The sequence below is a fragment of the Actinomycetota bacterium genome, assembly GCA_019347675.1.
Lineage (GTDB): Bacteria > Actinomycetota > Nitriliruptoria > Nitriliruptorales > JAHWKO01 > JAHWKW01.
Genome location: JAHWKW010000003.1, coordinates 188,812 through 205,203 on the forward strand (window position 1 = coordinate 188,812; position 16,392 = coordinate 205,203).

At 71.0% G+C, this 16,392-nt stretch carries 19 protein-coding genes; 11 read left to right on the forward strand and 8 right to left on the reverse strand.

The window, feature by feature from the left end; all coding sequences use genetic code 11:
* Window positions 1-24: 24 nt before the first annotated feature.
* Window positions 25-1,065 (forward strand): ferrochelatase, encoded by a 1,041-nt coding sequence (locus tag KY462_03225; GenBank protein MBW3576750.1) that lies wholly within the window; start codon window positions 25-27, stop codon window positions 1,063-1,065.
* A gap of 70 nt (window positions 1,066-1,135) precedes the next feature.
* Entirely contained in the window at window positions 1,136-2,128 is a 993-nt protein-coding gene (locus KY462_03230) for a hypothetical protein (GenBank protein MBW3576751.1), read from the forward strand.
* Here KY462_03230 and KY462_03235 read toward each other — a convergent pair.
* The 3 genes from KY462_03235 to KY462_03245 are packed head-to-tail and all read right to left on the reverse strand — an operon-like array spanning window position 2,091 to window position 5,225.
* Entirely contained in the window at window positions 2,091-3,500 is a 1,410-nt protein-coding gene (locus KY462_03235) for a 2,3-diphosphoglycerate synthetase (protein ID MBW3576752.1), read from the reverse strand. The two genes, KY462_03230 and KY462_03235, sit on opposite strands and share 38 nt — an antisense overlap.
* 1 nt (window position 3,501) lies before the next feature.
* Window positions 3,502-4,353 (reverse strand): metallophosphoesterase, encoded by an 852-nt coding sequence (locus KY462_03240; protein MBW3576753.1) that lies wholly within the window; start codon window positions 4,351-4,353, stop codon window positions 3,502-3,504.
* Window positions 4,354-4,364: 11 nt separating this feature from the next.
* Window positions 4,365-5,225 carry a metallophosphoesterase gene (locus tag KY462_03245; protein ID MBW3576754.1) on the reverse strand — a complete coding sequence of 287 codons (861 nt, stop codon included), beginning with the start codon at window positions 5,223-5,225 and terminating at the stop codon, window positions 4,365-4,367.
* Window positions 5,226-5,340: 115 nt separating this feature from the next.
* On the opposite strand from KY462_03245, the gene KY462_03250 reads away from it, so the two are divergent.
* The 5 genes from KY462_03250 to KY462_03270 all read left to right on the forward strand — a co-directional run bounded on the left by KY462_03250 (window position 5,341) and on the right by KY462_03270 (window position 9,235).
* The gene (locus tag KY462_03250; GenBank protein MBW3576755.1) at window positions 5,341-5,901 is read left to right on the forward strand and encodes a cyclic nucleotide-binding domain-containing protein; all 561 of its coding nucleotides are present in this window, start codon (window positions 5,341-5,343) and stop codon (window positions 5,899-5,901) included.
* Between the two features lie 31 nt (window positions 5,902-5,932).
* Window positions 5,933-6,619 carry a 2-phosphosulfolactate phosphatase gene (locus KY462_03255; GenBank protein MBW3576756.1) on the forward strand — a complete coding sequence of 229 codons (687 nt, stop codon included), beginning with the start codon at window positions 5,933-5,935 and terminating at the stop codon, window positions 6,617-6,619.
* A 28-nt stretch (window positions 6,620-6,647) separates the two neighbouring features.
* Window positions 6,648-7,280 carry a DUF2993 domain-containing protein gene (locus KY462_03260; GenBank protein MBW3576757.1) on the forward strand — a complete coding sequence of 211 codons (633 nt, stop codon included), beginning with the start codon at window positions 6,648-6,650 and terminating at the stop codon, window positions 7,278-7,280.
* A gap of 37 nt (window positions 7,281-7,317) precedes the next feature.
* Window positions 7,318-7,854, forward strand: a complete 537-nt coding sequence (locus KY462_03265) for a flavin reductase family protein (protein MBW3576758.1) — start codon at window positions 7,318-7,320, stop codon at window positions 7,852-7,854.
* Between the two features lie 73 nt (window positions 7,855-7,927).
* Window positions 7,928-9,235 (forward strand): LCP family protein, encoded by a 1,308-nt coding sequence (locus tag KY462_03270; protein MBW3576759.1) that lies wholly within the window; start codon window positions 7,928-7,930, stop codon window positions 9,233-9,235.
* A gap of 69 nt (window positions 9,236-9,304) precedes the next feature.
* On the opposite strand, the gene KY462_03275 is transcribed toward KY462_03270, so the two are convergent.
* From KY462_03275 to KY462_03285, 3 genes are read right to left on the reverse strand one after another with little or no spacing between them, the layout of a single operon-like run.
* Window positions 9,305-9,967 carry a uracil-DNA glycosylase gene (locus KY462_03275; protein MBW3576760.1) on the reverse strand — a complete coding sequence of 221 codons (663 nt, stop codon included), beginning with the start codon at window positions 9,965-9,967 and terminating at the stop codon, window positions 9,305-9,307.
* Window positions 9,968-9,996: 29 nt separating this feature from the next.
* Window positions 9,997-10,680: a TetR/AcrR family transcriptional regulator gene (locus KY462_03280; protein MBW3576761.1), complete on the reverse strand. Its 684-nt coding sequence runs from the start codon at window positions 10,678-10,680 to the stop codon at window positions 9,997-9,999.
* Between the two features lie 17 nt (window positions 10,681-10,697).
* Complete coding sequence (locus tag KY462_03285; GenBank protein ID MBW3576762.1) at window positions 10,698-11,582, reverse strand: acyl-CoA desaturase; 885 nt, start codon at window positions 11,580-11,582, stop codon at window positions 10,698-10,700.
* A 380-nt stretch (window positions 11,583-11,962) separates the two neighbouring features.
* On the opposite strand from KY462_03285, the gene KY462_03290 reads away from it, so the two are divergent.
* The 4 genes from KY462_03290 to KY462_03305 all read left to right on the forward strand — a co-directional run bounded on the left by KY462_03290 (window position 11,963) and on the right by KY462_03305 (window position 14,819).
* Entirely contained in the window at window positions 11,963-12,547 is a 585-nt protein-coding gene (locus KY462_03290; protein ID MBW3576763.1) for a TlpA family protein disulfide reductase, read from the forward strand.
* 112 nt (window positions 12,548-12,659) lie between these two features.
* A complete protein-coding gene (locus KY462_03295) occupies window positions 12,660-12,956 on the forward strand; it encodes a (2Fe-2S)-binding protein (protein ID MBW3576764.1) in 297 nt (98 codons plus the stop codon).
* On the forward strand, window positions 12,911-13,384 hold the full coding sequence (gene bfr, locus KY462_03300; protein ID MBW3576765.1) for a bacterioferritin: 474 nt from the start codon (window positions 12,911-12,913) through the stop codon (window positions 13,382-13,384). The genes KY462_03295 and bfr overlap by 46 nt, the downstream gene beginning before the upstream one ends.
* A 103-nt stretch (window positions 13,385-13,487) precedes the next feature.
* Window positions 13,488-14,819 (forward strand): hypothetical protein, encoded by a 1,332-nt coding sequence (locus tag KY462_03305; protein ID MBW3576766.1) that lies wholly within the window; start codon window positions 13,488-13,490, stop codon window positions 14,817-14,819.
* An 83-nt stretch (window positions 14,820-14,902) separates the two neighbouring features.
* Here the strand turns inward: KY462_03305 and KY462_03310 are convergent, their stop codons facing one another.
* Together KY462_03310 and KY462_03315 are read right to left on the reverse strand one after the other, a co-directional pair.
* Complete coding sequence (locus KY462_03310; protein MBW3576767.1) at window positions 14,903-15,577, reverse strand: thermonuclease family protein; 675 nt, start codon at window positions 15,575-15,577, stop codon at window positions 14,903-14,905.
* 206 nt (window positions 15,578-15,783) lie between these two features.
* Window positions 15,784-16,392 (reverse strand): iron-containing alcohol dehydrogenase (locus tag KY462_03315; protein ID MBW3576768.1); only part of this gene is annotated, 609 nt, incomplete at its 5' end.

The window sequence follows — 16,392 nt, forward strand, 5'->3', positions numbered from 1 at the left end:
GCCACGTGAGCGAGGAGACCGTCGGTGCCGCGGCGCAGCTACGGCCGGTTCGACGACCGGCCGCACGACTACGACGCGGTCCTGTACCTGTCGTTCGGCGGGCCCGAGGCGCCCGAGGACGTCATCCCGTTCCTCGAACGGGTGATCCGCGGCCGCAACGTCCCACGCGCGCGTCTCGACGAGGTCGCCGAGCACTATTACCTCTTCGGCGGCGTCAGCCCGCTGAACGCACACAACCGGGCTGTGATCGCAGCCCTGCGTGAAGAGCTGGCGAACCGGGGCCCCGATCTGCCGGTGTACTGGGGCAACCGCAACTGGCATCCGTTGGTGGGCGACACGGTCGGTCGCATGCGTGACGACGGCGTTCGTCGTGCCGTGTGCTTCATCACATCCGCCTACAGCTCGTACTCCAGCTGCCGCCAGTACCGCGAGGACATCGCCCGTGCCCGGGCCGAGGTCGGGGCCGACGCCCCGGAGATCGACCCGATCCGCCCGTTCTACAACCACCCGGGGTTCATCGAGCCCCAGGCACGGAAGGTGAACGTCGCGCTGCACGCCATCCCCGATCACCGCCGCGCCGCCGCTCATCTGAGCTTCACCGCGCACAGCATCCCGGTCACGATGGCCGAGGCCAGCGACTACCAGGCCCAGCTGGAGGAGGCGTGCAGCCTCGTGGCCGGACGCGTCGGCGGCGACCATCCCTGGGCGCTCGTGTGGCAGAGCCGCAGTGGCCCGCCGGAGGTCCCGTGGCTGGAGCCCGACATCATCGACCACCTCGACAGCCTGCATGCTGCTGACATCACCGACGTGGTGGTCGTCCCGATCGGGTTCGTCAGCGATCATCTCGAGGTCCGCTTCGATCTCGACGTCGAGGCGGCTGCCCACGCGGCGTCGGTCGGCCTGCACCGCGTGCGTGCGGACACCGTCGGCGCCGACCCCACGTACGTCCGGATGATCCGCGACCTGATCGTCGAGCGTTCGGCCGCGCAACCGCACCGTCCCGCCCTCGGCGCTCGGGGGCCATGTCACGACGTGTGCGGCACCGGCTGCTGTGTCCCGACGTGACGTGCGGGGAGCCGCCACGGGCGGCTCCCGGCGCATAGGCTCGGTGGGAGCCGGCCGAGCGAGGAGCCGCGTGGAGCACGACCCCACAGCCCATACACACATCCTCGTGCGCGGCACGAAGACCGGGCTGCCCTACTCCAAGGGCCTGCTGGCCACGTCGGTGCAGGCCACGGGCCTGGCCCCCGCCCGCGCCTACGGCGTCGCCGAACGCGTGGAGAACGTCCTGCGCGACAGCGGCACGCGGGAGGTCAGCGTCGAGGAGCTGCGCCAGGTCGCCGTCCAGGTGCTGCGCGACACCGTCAGTGAGAAGGCCGCTGACCGCTACCTGCGCTGGCAGCGCGCCCAGGAGCGCCAGCTTCCGCTGATCGTACTGATCGGCGGCGCCACGGGAGTGGGCAAGTCGACCGTGGCGACGCACTTGGCCAGCCGTCTGGCGATGACCCGCATCGTGTCGACCGACGCCATCCGGGAGGTGATGCGCAGCACGATCAGCGAGGAGCTGATGCCGTCGCTGCACGTGTCGTCGTTCGAGGCCGTCGATGCGGTCCCGCCGGCGGTGTCCGTCGTCAAGGAACCGCTGATCGCCGGGTTCCTGCGGCAGGTCCAGGCCGTCTCGGTGGGGATCCGCCACCTGGTCGAGCGCGACGCCCTCGAACGCACCGACATGATCGTGGAGGGCGTGCACATCCTGCCGGGGATGATCACCGCGTCTCAGGTCGAGGACGCCGCCGTGGTCCAGGTGGTCTTGACCGTCGATGACTCCGATGTGCATCGCTCGCACCTGTCGGGTCGATCACAGCAAGCGCCCGACCGTCCCCGTGAGCGGTACCTGGAACGCTTCGAGGAGATCCGCGAGATCCAGGACGAGGTGGTCCGGCGCGCCGAAGCCGCCGGTGTCCCGATGGTGCGGTCCTACGCGCTGGACGCGACGGTCGACGAGGTCCACGGGCTCGTGGTCGACGCGGTGCTGCAGCGCCAGGGCGAAGCGATCCCCGACGTCACCGCCACGCCCCGCGGGGAGGTCCTCAGCGGCGCGCGCGGTGACGCCGGTCGGCGAGGCTGAGCAGCCGGTCGAAGGCCCCCTCCAGAGCATCGACGTCGACGCCACGGACCGGCTCGGGACGGTTGTCGCAGAAGACGACGTCGGTTCCCTGGTCACGGGCGGTGCGCACGACGACGTCCACCGCCGCCGCCTTCAACTCGGTGACCAGCGCATCGTGTGCCGGCGCATGCGAGAGATCGTCGAGGAGGGCCGGCCGGTCGGCGAGGTTCTGGCTGGCCCCCACCACCGTCGCGCCGAAGCGCTCCTCCAGGGTCTTCGTCAGACGGTCGGCCGCACGACCGCGGGCGGTGCTCACGACGAACACCCGCCGACCGGAGACGTCACCCAGGGGGTGGGGTCGCAGGTCGGTGAGAACGGGTTCGGGGACCGGCTGATCGTCACGGCGCGGTAGCTCGTTCAGCAGCTCGCGGACCGACCGCACGAGCGTCTTGAGGTGGGCGTCGTCGGCGTCCTCACCGGCGAAGCTGATCAGGACCGCATCCGCCAGGACGAACCGCAGTGGCAGCGACGACAGCAACTGCCCCGGGTCCTCGTCGGCGGGGACGATCAGCGCCGTGGCGTCGGCTGCACACGGCGGCAAGGCCGAACCGGAGCCCTCCAAGACGGTCAGGTCGCCGGGCTGCTCCTCGGACCGGGTCACGCCGGCGGCCACGTTGGACAGCGCGACCTCGCCGGCAGGGCCGTCGCCGACGCGGTAGCAGCCGATGCTCGCGGCACCGGTCGTCACGGCGTCCTCGTAGAAGTCGCTGGCGGCGTGCCCACCCGCTTCGACGACCTCCAGCAGCCGGTCGGGGTTGAGCGCTTCCCCGGCGGGGATGACGGTCGGTTCGGGCGGCCCGCCCCGCCCCATGGCCACCACCACCGGTGTGCGGCCGCGTCGCTGGGCGTGGCGAACGAACGCTCCCGACATGGCGGTCTTCCCGGTCCGCTTGCCCGTCGCCACGACCGCGACGGTCGGCCGGGTGGTGAGCGACGGCAGGTCCGGCGGCGTGTAACGCACCCCCGGAGAGTCGTACGGGACGCCCGCCGCCAGAGCGATCGCTGCCAGCCGCAGCCGGCGGGGCGCCTCGACCACCGGCGGACCCGACAGGTCGACCACGACGTCAGGTCCGGTGTCGCGCAGGATCTTCAGCAGCTCGTGCTCGGCCGACGCCGGCCAGCGGGCCGGCACACCGAGGTCGGGGGGCACGCCCGGCTCGTCGAGCTTCTCGCCGCCGCCGAGCACGACCACCTGGACCGGTTCGATCCCGTCGTCGGCCAGCCGCGTCAGGGCTCGACGCAGGACGGGCGGGTGGTGCTCCCCGTCGACCAGCACCACAGCGCGGGCGCCACCCGCCGGACGGTCGCCGTACATCCCGCTGCGGTCGGCCACGTCAGTCGACCGGCAGGTGGTTGGAGGCGAAGAAACGATCGGTGACGAAGAACGCCTCCTGGACGATCCGCTGGGTGATGCGGCTGCGGATGACGGCGAGCTGTCGGCGTCCGTCGGTGTAGTGAACGAACACCTTGATGCTCGAGGCGTCCACCACCAGCTCGTTCCATGACGGGGGGATCGTTCCCCTCACGCGCCGCGTCGACGCCGTCCCACAGTTGGCCACCAGCGTGCCGTTGAGGCCCCAGAAGAACGGGACGTGCTTGTGTCCGGACAGGACCAGGTCGACGTCTCCGAGCTCGGTGAGGACCGCGAGGACGTCGCCGGCGTCCTGGATGACGTTGGCTTCTCGCCCGGCACCGGGGATCGCGACCAGGTGGTGATGCAGCACGAAGACGTTGAAGTCGTCGGGGTGGGTGAAACCCTCACGCACCCAGTCGTACCACTCCCGACCGATCCGGCCTCCCTCGAGGTCGGGCTCCGACGAGTCGGCCCCGAGGACCGTGATGCCACCGGTCCCCAGCCGCTCGGCTCGCTCACCGTCGAGCTCGATACGGCGACGGGTGAAGCGGTCGCCGAAGCGCCGTTCGAAGTGCACGTACCCCACGTTCCGCGAATCGTGGTTGCCGGGCACCACCACCGTCGGCGCGTCGAGGCGTTCGAGGGCCGTGGCCGCCTCGTCGTACTCCCAGTCGTAGCCCCCGGCGGTCAGGTCGCCGGCGACCACGACCAGGTCCGGACCGACGTCGCGGATCCCCGTCACGGTGGAGCGCAGCAGCCCGGGGTCGTACGCGGTGTCACCGCAGTGGATGCTTCCCAGGTGGCAGATGCGCAGCGGCCGCGCGGCGGACACGTTGGCCTCCTTCACCCGGCAGGGACGGCGTCGACGCGGTTGTCGGCACGGAAGTCGTCGGTGACGTAGAACGATTCGCGGATCGCCGAACGGTTGGCGCGGCTGCGGATCACCGACAGTTCCCGGCGACCGTCGTCGTAGTGCAGGTGCACCTTGATCGTCGCGGCGTCGATCGTGATCTCGTTCCACGACGGCGGGGTGAGCCCTCTGACCCGACGCGTCGAGGTCGTGCCGGAGTTGCAGATCAGCATCCCGTTCAGGCCCCAGAAGAAGGGAACGTGCTTGTGGCCACACATCACCAGATCGAGTTGGAGCCGGGTCAACACGTCCAGCACGTCGCCCGCGTCGCTGATCGTGTTGCGTTCCCGCCCCGTTCCGGGGATGGAGACCAGGTGGTGGTGCAAGACCAGGATCTTGATGTCGTCGGGCTCGACGTACTGCTCACCGATCCAGTCGTACCACTCGCGTCCGATCCGTCCGTCGTTGAGATCCGGTTCGGAGGAGTCTAGACCGACGATCGTGACCCCCGTCGCGTTGATGCGCTCGGCGCGGTCGGGGTCGAAGGTCATCCGCCGCCGGAAGTGACGGTCGCCGAAGAACCGCTCGAAGTGCAGGTACCCGAGGTTGCGGGCGTCGTGGTTGCCGGGCACCACCACGGTGGGAGCCTCGAAGCGCTCGAACCACTCGGCTGCGTCCTCGTACTCCCACTGGTACCCCCCGGAGGTGATGTCGCCGGCGATGATGACCACGTCGGGGAGGAGGCTGTTGACATCCCGCACGCACCGCTCCATCAGCGACGCATCGAAGGTGGGGGTGCCGCAGTGCACGTCGCTGATCTGGACGACGCGGAACGGGACCTGCATGATGGACACGGCAACTCCTTCCCATGGTCGGTCCGCAGTCCAGGGTAGGCACCCCGCTCGGTTCCGGCCGTGACCCACGTCCTGGCGGGTGCGTTTAGCCTGCAACCGTTGAGGGAGGTGGAATGTGAGCGGTCCGATGACGCACAGCCTGGTCCGGACGTTGAGGGAGGTCGCCGACTTCTCGGCGTTCCCCGACGATGCGCTGGTGGAGGCGGTGGGGGCGTCGGCGAACCTGTTGTGGCCGTCCGGTCGCGTCGTGTTTGACGAGGGCGGGCCAGCCCAAGCGGTCTACGTCGTCCTCCGTGGTCGGGTCCGGATCCGGACCGACGACGCCGAGACGCTGGCCGAACTGGGTCCCGGCGCCTACTTCGGCGAGCAGGCGGTGCTGCTGCGCACCACCCACTCAGCCAGGGCGGAGGCGGTGGAGGACTCGGAGTTGATGGTGATCCCCAAGTCGTCGTTCGAGTCGCTCCTGGACGCCGCCCCGGAAGTCGCAGCCGGGTTCCGCCGTCGGCTGGAGCAGCGCCTGGCGGAACGTCGCGACCGGCCCGGTGAGTCGCCCAGCGCCGACGTTGGTTCCGAGGGCGACACCGATGCCGGGTCTGAGGGCGACACCGATGCCGGGTCTGAGGGCGGCACCGATGCCGGGTCTGAGGGCGGCACCGATGCCGGGTCTGAGGACTGACGGGCGCCGGGCCGCTGGTGAGGGCTGCACGGTGCGCTTCGTAACCGTCCCGGGGGGACGTGCCGGCGACGCCACCGGCACGGTGGTCGTGGTGGATGTGCTCCGGGCGTTCACCACGGCGGCGGTGGCGTTCGCCGGCGGGGCGCGGGAGATCCTGCTCGTCGAGACGGTCGAAGACGCCATGGCCCTGCGGTCCCAGCGCCACGGCGCGTTGCTGATGGGAGAGGTCGGTGGCTTGCCGGTCGATGAGTTCGACCTGTCCAACTCGCCGGTCGAGGCAGACCGCGCCGACCTCGCCGACCGGGTCATGGTGCAGCGCACGACCGCCGGGACCAGTGGCGCGGTCAACGCCCGTGGCGCCGACCGGCTCATCGCCGCGTCGTTCGTGGTCGCCGAGGGAACCGTCCGCCAGATCCTGGGGTGGGCCCCGGACACGGTCTCGTTCGTGATCACCGGTGCGCACAGTGGCCGCGACGCCGAGGAGGATCTGTCGTGCGCCGACTACCTGGCCGCCCGTCTGCGCGGCGAACGTCCCGACCCGGCGCCGTACCTGCAGCGGGTGCGGCGCTCGGACGCCGGGCGGCTGTTCGCCCAGCCCGAGCACGCCCACCTGCCCCCGCACGACATCGATCTGGCCTGCGACATCGACCGCTACAACGTCGCACTCCCGATCGAACGGGCCGACGGACATCTCGTGATGCGCCCGGCAGGTCCGTGAGCGCAAGGCGGACACGACGATGTCGTGGGTGACGATCGGGTTGGTCATCGCTGCGGTGGTGATCGCAGTCGATGCCGCCGCCACCGTGGTCCTGCAGCGGGTCGCGGGGCGTGAGGTCAGCCGCGCGATGGGTGCGGGCGCGAACGTCCGACTGCGCGGATGGCCGGCCGCGCTGCGCCTGGCCGGCGGGCTGCCCACGTCCGCACGGATCGTCGCCAGCGAGGTTCCCATGCGGTCCACCACGATCGCTCGCTTGGAGATCGATCTGGACGGGGTGCGCCGGACGGGTGACCCGGGTGGTGGGACACGACCCCACCTGGCGGTGCGCGCCGGGCGGTACTCCGCCCGGCTCGACGAGGACGCGCTCGGGGCGCTGATGCCGGTGCCGGTCCGCGACGTCGAAGTCCGCGACGGGCGTGTCCGGTTCTCCTTCCCCGGTCACGTGACCGTCGACACCGCCGTCGAGATCCAAGACGGCGTGCTGCTGCTGCGCCCCGTCGCCGGACGGATCGGAGTCGTCGACCTGATCCGTATCACTCCCCCGATCGGGGAGTTGCCGTTCGGGGCCACGATCGCGGACGTCGAGACGGTCTCCGGGGCGCTGGTGATCCACGGGGGCGTGCAGGGCGTCACGCTGGGCCCCGCCGACGCGAGCACGTGAAGCCGGAGCGGTGCAGGTCGCCGGGAGTGAGGACGCTGTGGGACCGGAACATCCGTCGGGGATCCACGACGAGCACCCGTTCGTGACGCCGGAGGTCGACCGCGATCCGGTGCGGCGGCTGCGCGGCCGACTCGCCGCTCCCGTCACGGTGTGGACGGCGGGAACGGTGGCGGCCCGGGCCGGCCTGACGATCTCGTCGGTGCTGATCGCCGAAGGCGAGCCCGCGCGCGTCCTCGGTCTGATGAGCGACCTCACCGACCTGTGGGAGACGATCCAGGACACCGGTTCGTTCGTGATGCACGTCCTGGACCGATCCCAGGGGTGGCTGTCGGACCGGTTCGCCTTCCGGGTCCCCAGCCCCGGCGGGCCCTACGCCGGGCTGGAGATCACCGAGTCGTCGTTCGGGCCGGTGCTGGCTGCGGTCGGCACGCGAGCCTACTGCCGGGTGGTCGAGGCCCGGACGGTCGGGCACGCGCAGCTGGTGGACGCCGCCATCGAGGACCTCGAACTGGCCGACCTGGACCCGCTGGTGCACTTCCGCGGCCGCTACGCGGGTCTGTCGACCGCGCGGTGAGCCAGCGCAGGTCGCAGCGACCGCCCGAACGTCCCCCCGGGGGCGGCTGCGGTGCGGTTGCCTGGACGTGACCATGGAGTTCACGTCCGACGACCCGCCGGGGAGCGCGCCAGGCGACGCGCCGTCGACGCGGCAGATCGTGGCGGTCGTCGCGATCGGGGTCGTCGCCCTGGTGATCATGGCCGCCGCCGGGCTGGCGCTGTTCACCGAGAGCCAGATCGCGCGGTACCCGATCGAGGCGATCGAGGAACGCGGGCAGGCGGACGGTGCCGGGTCCCATCGGCGCGCAGGCGAGGACGAGGGTCACGAGACCCTCAACATCCTGGTCGTGGGAAGCGACAGCCGTGAGGGCCTCAGCGAAGCCGAACGGGACCGACTCACGACGGGTCCGCCTCAAGGACCGCCGCGCACCGACACGATCCTGCTGGTGCATGCCCGCCCCGAGGAGGGCGTCGCGACGATCGTCTCGATCCCCCGCGACCTCAAGGTCGAGCTGCCGGGGTCCGGTCCCGGCAAGATCAACGCGGCCGTCGCCCGCGGCGGTCCTGACCTGCTGGTGAGGATCGTCGAGCGTTTGTCCGGCTTCGACATCGACCACTACGTGGAGGTGTCGATCCCCAGCTTCCTGACGGTCGTCGAGGCCGTCGGCGGAGTCGAGGTCTGCCTCCGCGAGCCGCTGGTCGATGACAAGTCCGGCGCCGATCTGCGCGCTGGCTGCCAGCACCTGGATGCGGTGGAGGCGCTGGCGTACGTGCGGTCGCGCGAGGGGGCGCGCGGCGACTTCCGGCGCATCCACCGCCAGCAGCGCTTCCTGAAGGCGCTCGCGAACGAGGCGACGTCGGCAGGGACGCTGGCCAACGTGCCGCGGGTGGTCCGGATCGCGGACCGCGTGGCGAGCAGCCTGACGACCGACGAGGACTTCGGGCTGACGCAACTGCGCTTCCTGGCGGAGCAGTTCCGCGGGATGGCCAGCGGGGACGTTCAGACCGCGACCGTCCCGGCGTACGCGCAGACGATCCAGGACACGAGCTACGTGGTGCCCTACCGACCGGGCGTGCGGGCGCTGTTCGAGCGGCTGGCGGAGGGCGGCAGGCTGGGTCCGCGCGGCACCGCACGCCAGCGGCAGACCGCGGACGTCGTGGTGTGGAACGGCCAACGCGGCCAGACGGTGCAGCGTGTCGAGAGCGTGCTGTACTTCGCCGGCTTCCAGCCGCGGCGAGAGCCGCCCGCCACCGACGTCGAAGAGACGGTGGTGTACGCCGCAAGCGACGACGAGATCGCGACGTGGATCGGCAGCATCCTGGGCGCCCCGGTGCGACCCCTACCCCCGGGTGTGCCCGTCCGCGACGACACCGATGCGGTGGTCGCCGTCAGCCAGTAGGCCGGTGCTCGGTCGCCGAAGCGAAAGGGGCCTGCACACGCCGAGCGCGGTGCTCCGGCAAGACGCCGGTCACGGCAGGCGCCAGTCCACCGGCGGGGCGCCTTGCCGCTCGAGGAGGGCGTTGGCGCGGCTGAACGGACGCGACCCGAAGAAGCCGTGATGCGCGGACAGGGGGCTGGGATGGGAGCTGGCCACCACCGGTGCCGCCCCGAGCAGCGGCCGCAGGTTGCCGGCGTCGCGGCCCCACAGGATCGCGACCAGCGGCCGGTCGCGGGCTGCCAGCACCCGGATGGCATGCTCGGTGACCTCCTCCCAGCCGTTCCCGCGGTGCGATCCGGTCGCGCCCGCACGCACGGTCAGGACCCGGTTGAGCAGCATCACGCCGCGTGTCGACCAGGATGACAGGTCGCCGTTGGACGGCGGCGGGAAGCCGAGGTCGGCCTGGTACTCGGCGAAGATGTTCTGCAGGCTCTTGGGCAGTGGCCGCACGTCCGCAGCGACGCTGAAGCTCAGCCCAACCGGATGCCCCGGCGTGGGGTACGGATCCTGACCGACCAGCAGAACCCGGACCTCGTCCAGGGGCTGCTGGAACGCTGCCAGGATGCGCCCCCCCGAAGGCAGGAACCGGCGGCCCGCCGCCTGCTCTCCCCGTAGGAAGTCTCCCAGCTCGCCCAGGCGCTGACGGACGGGCTCCAGCTGTGCCGCCCACGTGGGATGAACCACCGCGGCCAGGTCCGGTCGGGTGGTGGTCGTCGCTGTGCTCACCGCGATGCAACTCCCTGGACGGCGTCGCCTGGGGATGTAGCAGTCGACGCGACCGGCTTCAACGACCCGCTGTCGTCCCCACTCACGGGTGGGTGATCCGGGGGCCCCAGCCGCAGGTCCTTCAAGCCGTTCCAGGCCAGGTTGACGAGGTGTGCGGCGACGTCGTGCCGTCCGGGCGTTCCCGCCTCCAACCACCACTCCCCCACCAGGGCGACCATCCCGACCAGTGCCCGGGCGTACAGCGGGGCGAGCGCGGTGTCGTACCCCCGCGAGAAGAACTCCTCAGCGAGGATCAACTCTGCGTTGGCCGCCACGTCGCCGATCACGCTGGCGAACGTGCCCGACGAGCTGCCGACGGGCGCGTCACGGACCAGGATCCGGAAGCCGTCGCGCTCGTCCTCGATGTAGGTCAGGAAGGCGTCCGCTGCGCGTTCCACCGCGGCGCGGGGATGGTCGGCAGCGTCCAGCGCAGCCACGATCCGTCCGAGGAGGGCCCTGACCTCACGGTCGACGATCACCGCATACAGGCCCTCCTTCCCGCCGAAGTGCTCGTAGACGATCGGCTTGCTCACCTTCGCACGTTCGGCGATGTCCTCGACCGAGGCGGCTTCGAAGCCGCGTTCGGCGAAGACCTGTCGCCCCACGCCGATGAGCTGCTCGCGGCGTTCGCGGCCGCTCATGCGTCCTCGACGCTCGGTCACCAGCGAGCCAGTCGCTTGGGCTCCGCTGCCCACTTCCGCGCGATGATGCGTGGACTCGGCAGCCGCACGTTCCACGCCAGGCGCAGTTGCTCGAGCGTCCGGATGATCCGCCAGCTGGGGTCGACCTGGCCGCGGAGCAGGCCGTGGCGGGCCGAGGTCGGGAAGGCGTGGTGGTTGTTGTGCCAAGACTCCCCGAACGACAGCAGCGACAGCGGCCAGTTGTTGGTGCCCTCGTCGCGGCTCTCGAACGGTTGCTCCCCGAAGAAGTGGCAGATCGAGTTGATGCTCCAGGTGACGTGGTGCAGCAGGAAGATCCGGACCAGGCTGCCCCACACGAACGCGGTCAGCATTCCCCACAGCGTCCCGTTGACCGCCAGGCCGATCAGCGGGGGGAGCAGGAAGCTGGTGGTGACCAGCGCCGGGAAGCTGCGGTCGACCGCGCAGATCGCGGCGTCGTCCTCCAGGTCCGGCGCCCACCGCGAGTTCACCGTGTCGTGCGGGCTGAACAGCCACCCGGCGTGCGAGTGCCACAGTCCGCGGAGCACGCCCCGCAGGCCGCTGTCCTCGACCAGGTGCGGCGAGTGCGGGTCGCCGTACTCGTCGGCGTACGCGTGGTGACGGCGGTGGGTCGCGACCCAGTCGATCACCGACTTCTGCGCCGACATCGTCCCGGCCACGGCGAACAGCACACGCACCGCCGTCGGGGCCTCGAAGCTGCGGTGGGTCAGCAGGCGGTGGTACCCGATCGTGACACCGAGACCCGTGAAGAGGTAGAAGCCGAGGAACAGGCCGAAGTCGAGCCCGCTCAAGCCCTGACCCCACAGCAGGACCATCGCCGCCACCACGCCGACGAGGGGCCCGACCGTGAACAGCACCGCCATGCGCCGCTGGAACCGGATCTCCTCGGACGTGACCTTCCGCACCCCCCGCACCTTCGGCGGTCCCTCTTCGCGGAGCGCCCGCTCCATGATCTGGTCGGCCTCGGGGGGCAGGACGGTGTCGGGCGGTGCGGGCGATGACGTCATACATCCCTCCGTGAGGACGGCAAGAACCTACGCGAACGTAACCTACGCGAGCGTAGGGCACCGGGGCGTGGCGCCCCCGGGCGAGACGGCCTGGCTGCCACCGCCCCGCCCGCATCGATCCGGTGCCCCGCCTCACCGTCCACGACGGCCACGAATCCGGCGGGGCGACAGCGAGGACGAGTGGGTGTCCAGGCGACGTCGTAGGCTGCGTGGCCGTGTCGAGCCGAGGGATCACCGTGATCGTTCCTGCCGCACACCGGCGACTGCGCGGTGCCGTGGCCGTCCTGGCATCCCTGGGGGCGGCGATCGCCTTGTCGGCGTGCTCGCAGTCCGACGCGTCGCAGCGGTCGGCTGGGAAGGGCCTGATCGAGGTCGGGTCGCGGCAGGACGCGCCCGCGGACTACCGGCCGCGGCTGCTGACCGACGGGCAGCTTGGGTTCACCGACCTGCGCGGCGACGTGGTGGTGGTGAACTTCTGGGCGTCGTGGTGCGCTCCCTGCCGCGAAGAGCAGCCGGACCTGAACCAGGTCCACGCCGCCTACGCCGATCGCGGGGTCAGCTTCCTGGGCGTGGCGATCAAGGACAACCACAGCAACGCCGAGTCGTACGTGGCCGAGTTGGGGGTCCCCTACGACTCGCTCGTCGATGCGGACGGATCCTACGGCGCGAGCTTCGGGGAGGTCGGCCCGTCCGCGCTCCCCGCCACCATCCTGGTCGACCATGAGGGTCGGGTGGCCGCCCGCATCTTCGGACGGACGACCGCCGAGGAGCTGTCGTCGTTGCTGGACCGGCTGCTGGCCGAACAACCGGCCGCGGGCTGAAGCGACCGACACGAACGAGCGAGCCGCCACGCGATTCGCGAGTTGCGACCGCCTGGACCGACGGTCAACTTCGGTTAGGCGACCCTTACTTGCTTTGCTAGGCTCTGTGGCCGTGTACGTTTGCCACTGCGTCCTCGTCACCGACCGTGAGATCCACGCTGCAGTAGAGTGCGGCGCGCGTGACGAATGCGCCATCGCACGCCTGTGTGGGGCCGGGAGCCGGTGCGGCGGTTGTCTGCCGTTCATCCGCGACCTGCTCGCCGAGCGTGGGATCGACATCGACGAACCGGTGACATCACGCGAGGTCCGCCAGGCGCTGCGGGCGTTCGGCCACGTCCACCAGCGGCACGTTAGGAGCCGGAGATGCAAGGTGACGAGCGGGTCATCGACTTCCTCAACGAACACCTGACCGCCGAGCTCACCATCATCAGCCAGTACTTCCTCAACGCCAAGATGCTGGAGAACTGGGGGTTGCCCGGCCTCGCGAAGGTCTTCCGCGACGTCTCGTTCGAGGAGATGCGCGACGCGGAGAGCCTGATCGACCGCATCCTGTACCTCAAAGGGCATCCCAACCTGCAGCGTCTGGACACCATCCGCGTGGGCGAGGACCCCCGGGAGCAGATCGAGTTGGCGCTCGACTGCGAGCGGGACGCCATCCAACGGCTCCGCAGCGGCGTCGAGCTGTGCGTCGAGGTCGGCGACCATGGGACCCGGGAAGTCCTGGCGGAGATGCTGACCGAAGAGGAGGCCCACACCGACTTCTTCGAGACGCAGCTGGACGTGATCGACCGTGTCGGTCTGGCGAACTTCCTCGCGGCGTACGTCCGCAGCGACTAGCCCGGCGTCGACCGACAGCGGGAGGTGACGAGCGCGCCGCCCGCCCGGCGTGCACACCCCCGACGAGCGACCGCCGGCTGAGCGCCGCACTGCAGGAGCCGCGATGACCACCTACTCCCCGGCCGTTCAGAGGGTCCCGTTCAACGTCGTGGACGAGGCGATCCACCTGCTCAACTCCGAGGCGGAACCGTGGAGCGTCCACGTCGAGGTCCGCGTCGAGGCTTCGCTGGAAGAAGACCGGCTGCGCTCGGCCGTTGCCCGGGCCCTGGACCGCCACCCGATGGCGCGCGCCCGCAAGACCGCGACCGAGCGTCGGGCAGAGCACCGCTTCTACTGGGAGATCACGCCCGAAGCGGAGCTCGACCCTCTGGGGGTGATCGATTGCCCCAACGACCATGCCCTGGCCGCAGCCCGGGTCGACCTGCAGAGCCTGCGTGTCCCCTTGGCGGAGTCGCCACCGTTGCGGATGCGGTTGGCCCGCCATCCGCAGGGCGACGTCGTCATGCTCAACGTCAACCACGCCGCGAGCGACGCTTTCGGTGCGGTGCGGCTGCTGCGCTCGGTCGCCCGCGCCTACGCGGGCGAGGAAGACCCCGTCCCCGACATCGACCCGCTGCGGGCCCGTAGCCTCCGCGGGCTGGCGGGGACCGATGACGCGCCGACCAAGGTCCGGCGCGCGGCGCTGCTCGCCGAGAAGGTCCGTGACCTGGCGTTCCCTCCCGCCCGGATCGCGGCGGACGAGGGCTCACCTCGCCCTGGCTACGGCTTCCACCACGTCAGCTTCGACCGGGACAGGACCAAGGCGCTGGTCGACTTGCAGCTGCCGGGGACCGTCAACGACGTTCTGCTGGCTGCGTTGAACCTGGCGATCGCCGCGTGGAACCGGGAGCACCGTGTCACCACGAACCGCATCGGCGTGATGGTCCCCATCAACATGCGCCCCAACCAGTGGCGCGAGGAGATCGTGGGCAACCTGCTGCTACCGGTGCGGGTGTCAACCGATCGCGGTGACCGTGGGAGCTTGCGCAGCCTGCTCGCAGCGATCGTGCGGCAGACCCGACGGATCAAGGAGGGCGGGACCGCGGCTGCGCTGATGGAGGTGCTGGGTCGTTCGCCGGCGCTTCCGCTGGGTGCCAAGGAGGCCACCTCGCCGCTGCTGCGTCTGAGCGGCGCCCGTCTGCTCGACACCGCGCTGCTGTCCAACCTGGCCCGGTTGGACGATCCCCCCAACTTCGGCCCGCAGGCTGGTGACACCGTCGAGGTCTGGTTCTCGGCGCCAGCGCGGATGCCGCTCGGCCTGTCGATCGGGGTGGTGACCGTCGCCGGGCGGATGCACCTGGTCTTCCGGTACCGCCATCCCCTGTTCGGGCCCGATGCCGCGCGCCGATTCGCCGAGCGCTATGACTCCGCCCTGGACCTGTTCCTGTCGATGTGACCGGTGGCCGTTGAGCCTGTGCCGCGTCCTGCAGTCGGCCGCTGCCACACCGGCTCGCACGCGTGTCGTCGCACAGTGTGTGTTCACACGGGGCAGGCGCCCCACAAGCCCCTGCCGGCTTCGCGCGCGTCTCGCTGAGCTGTGAGCAACTCGCCCGCGTACGTCACGTTGGGCGGGACGGTGTCAACCTGCGCGTACCCGTCGCGGACCATGGCGAGGTTCACCAACAGGCCGTCAGACGCGCGCCGAACGTGCCCGAGCGGCCGCCCGTACCGGTCCCGTTGCTGCACGTCGAACTCGACGCGGACAGCTGTCCCCGGTGGGACGAGTCCGGCGAGGTGGGCGGTCGCCTCGCGTCCGTAGCACTCGACCCCTTCGCGGGGATGACGCGTCTCCGGTGTGTCGATCCCGACCAGGCGGACACGTTCGGGCAGATCCGCGACGTGGAGGGTGTCGCCATCGACGATGCTGGTGACCTGGGTGTCGAGCCCTGCGGGCAGGCCAGCGGTCGCCGGAGCGGAGGCGTTCGGGCGGGATGTCGCCACGTCGGCAACGCCACCGGCCAGCGTCGCGGCCGTGGACACCGTCACCAGCAACAGGAAGACGGCTGCCAACGTCCGGCCCAGGCGGGGATGGCCGCGCCACTGACGGAGCCACAACGCCGGCAGCACCCACCACAGCAGCAGCCATGCGAGGGCTTGCGCCCACGCCGGTCGCGAGCGCAGCCACCGCCACACGTCCCGCGATGCAGCCGTCATGGGCAGCAGTGTCCCGGAAGCTGAGACACGGACACGACGGGGCCGGGTCGGACGCTCGGTCCGCCGCGACCTCTCCATAGTCCTGGCATGGCGGTGCTGTGCAGCAGGGTGCCCACGTCCTCACGCTCCGTCTCGGGAGCCTCCTCCGGCCCTTCGCCGGCGAAAGCGGTGCTCCCATCGTTACATCCGGGCAGCAGCCTTTGCGGTCACGGGTCGGGGCCGGTGCGGGATCCGGGGGGGTGCAGGATGGGGCGCTGGTGGGTCCAGGTGATCTGCCATGTGTGGTGGTCGTAGCGGCGGTGGTGGTAGCGGCACCCCAGCCCGGCGGTGTGCAGCGTCAGGCGCCCGCCTTGGGCGTGGGGGGCGCCCAGGTGCATCACGTCACACCAGGCCGGTGGGGCGTCGCAGCCTTTGGCGATGCACCCGCCGTCGCGGTGCACCAGCGCGCGCCATGGCCCCGCCGGGACGGTGCGCACCTCAGGGCCGGCCGCCAGCGGCAGGCCGTCGCGGTCGACGGCCAGCCACGCCAGGCCGGCGTCGTCGAGCAGGTGACGGACCTGCCCGTAGGCCACCGGCCCCGTCCAGGTCCCCTGGGCCGGCCCGGCGCCGTTTCGGACGGTGTCGAGCGCCACTGTGATGGTGATGTGGGGGCGCACCCCGTGGGTGGTGGGTGCCTGGCCGGCGCGCAGCGCCGCCGACAGCGCGTCGATGACGGCGTCGACCAGGCCCGCTTCGCGAACGCCGGGATCGGTCACGATGAGCGCGCGGCTCGCGCCGAGCGACTTCGCCTCTCGCCCGGTTTCGGAGACAGTTCC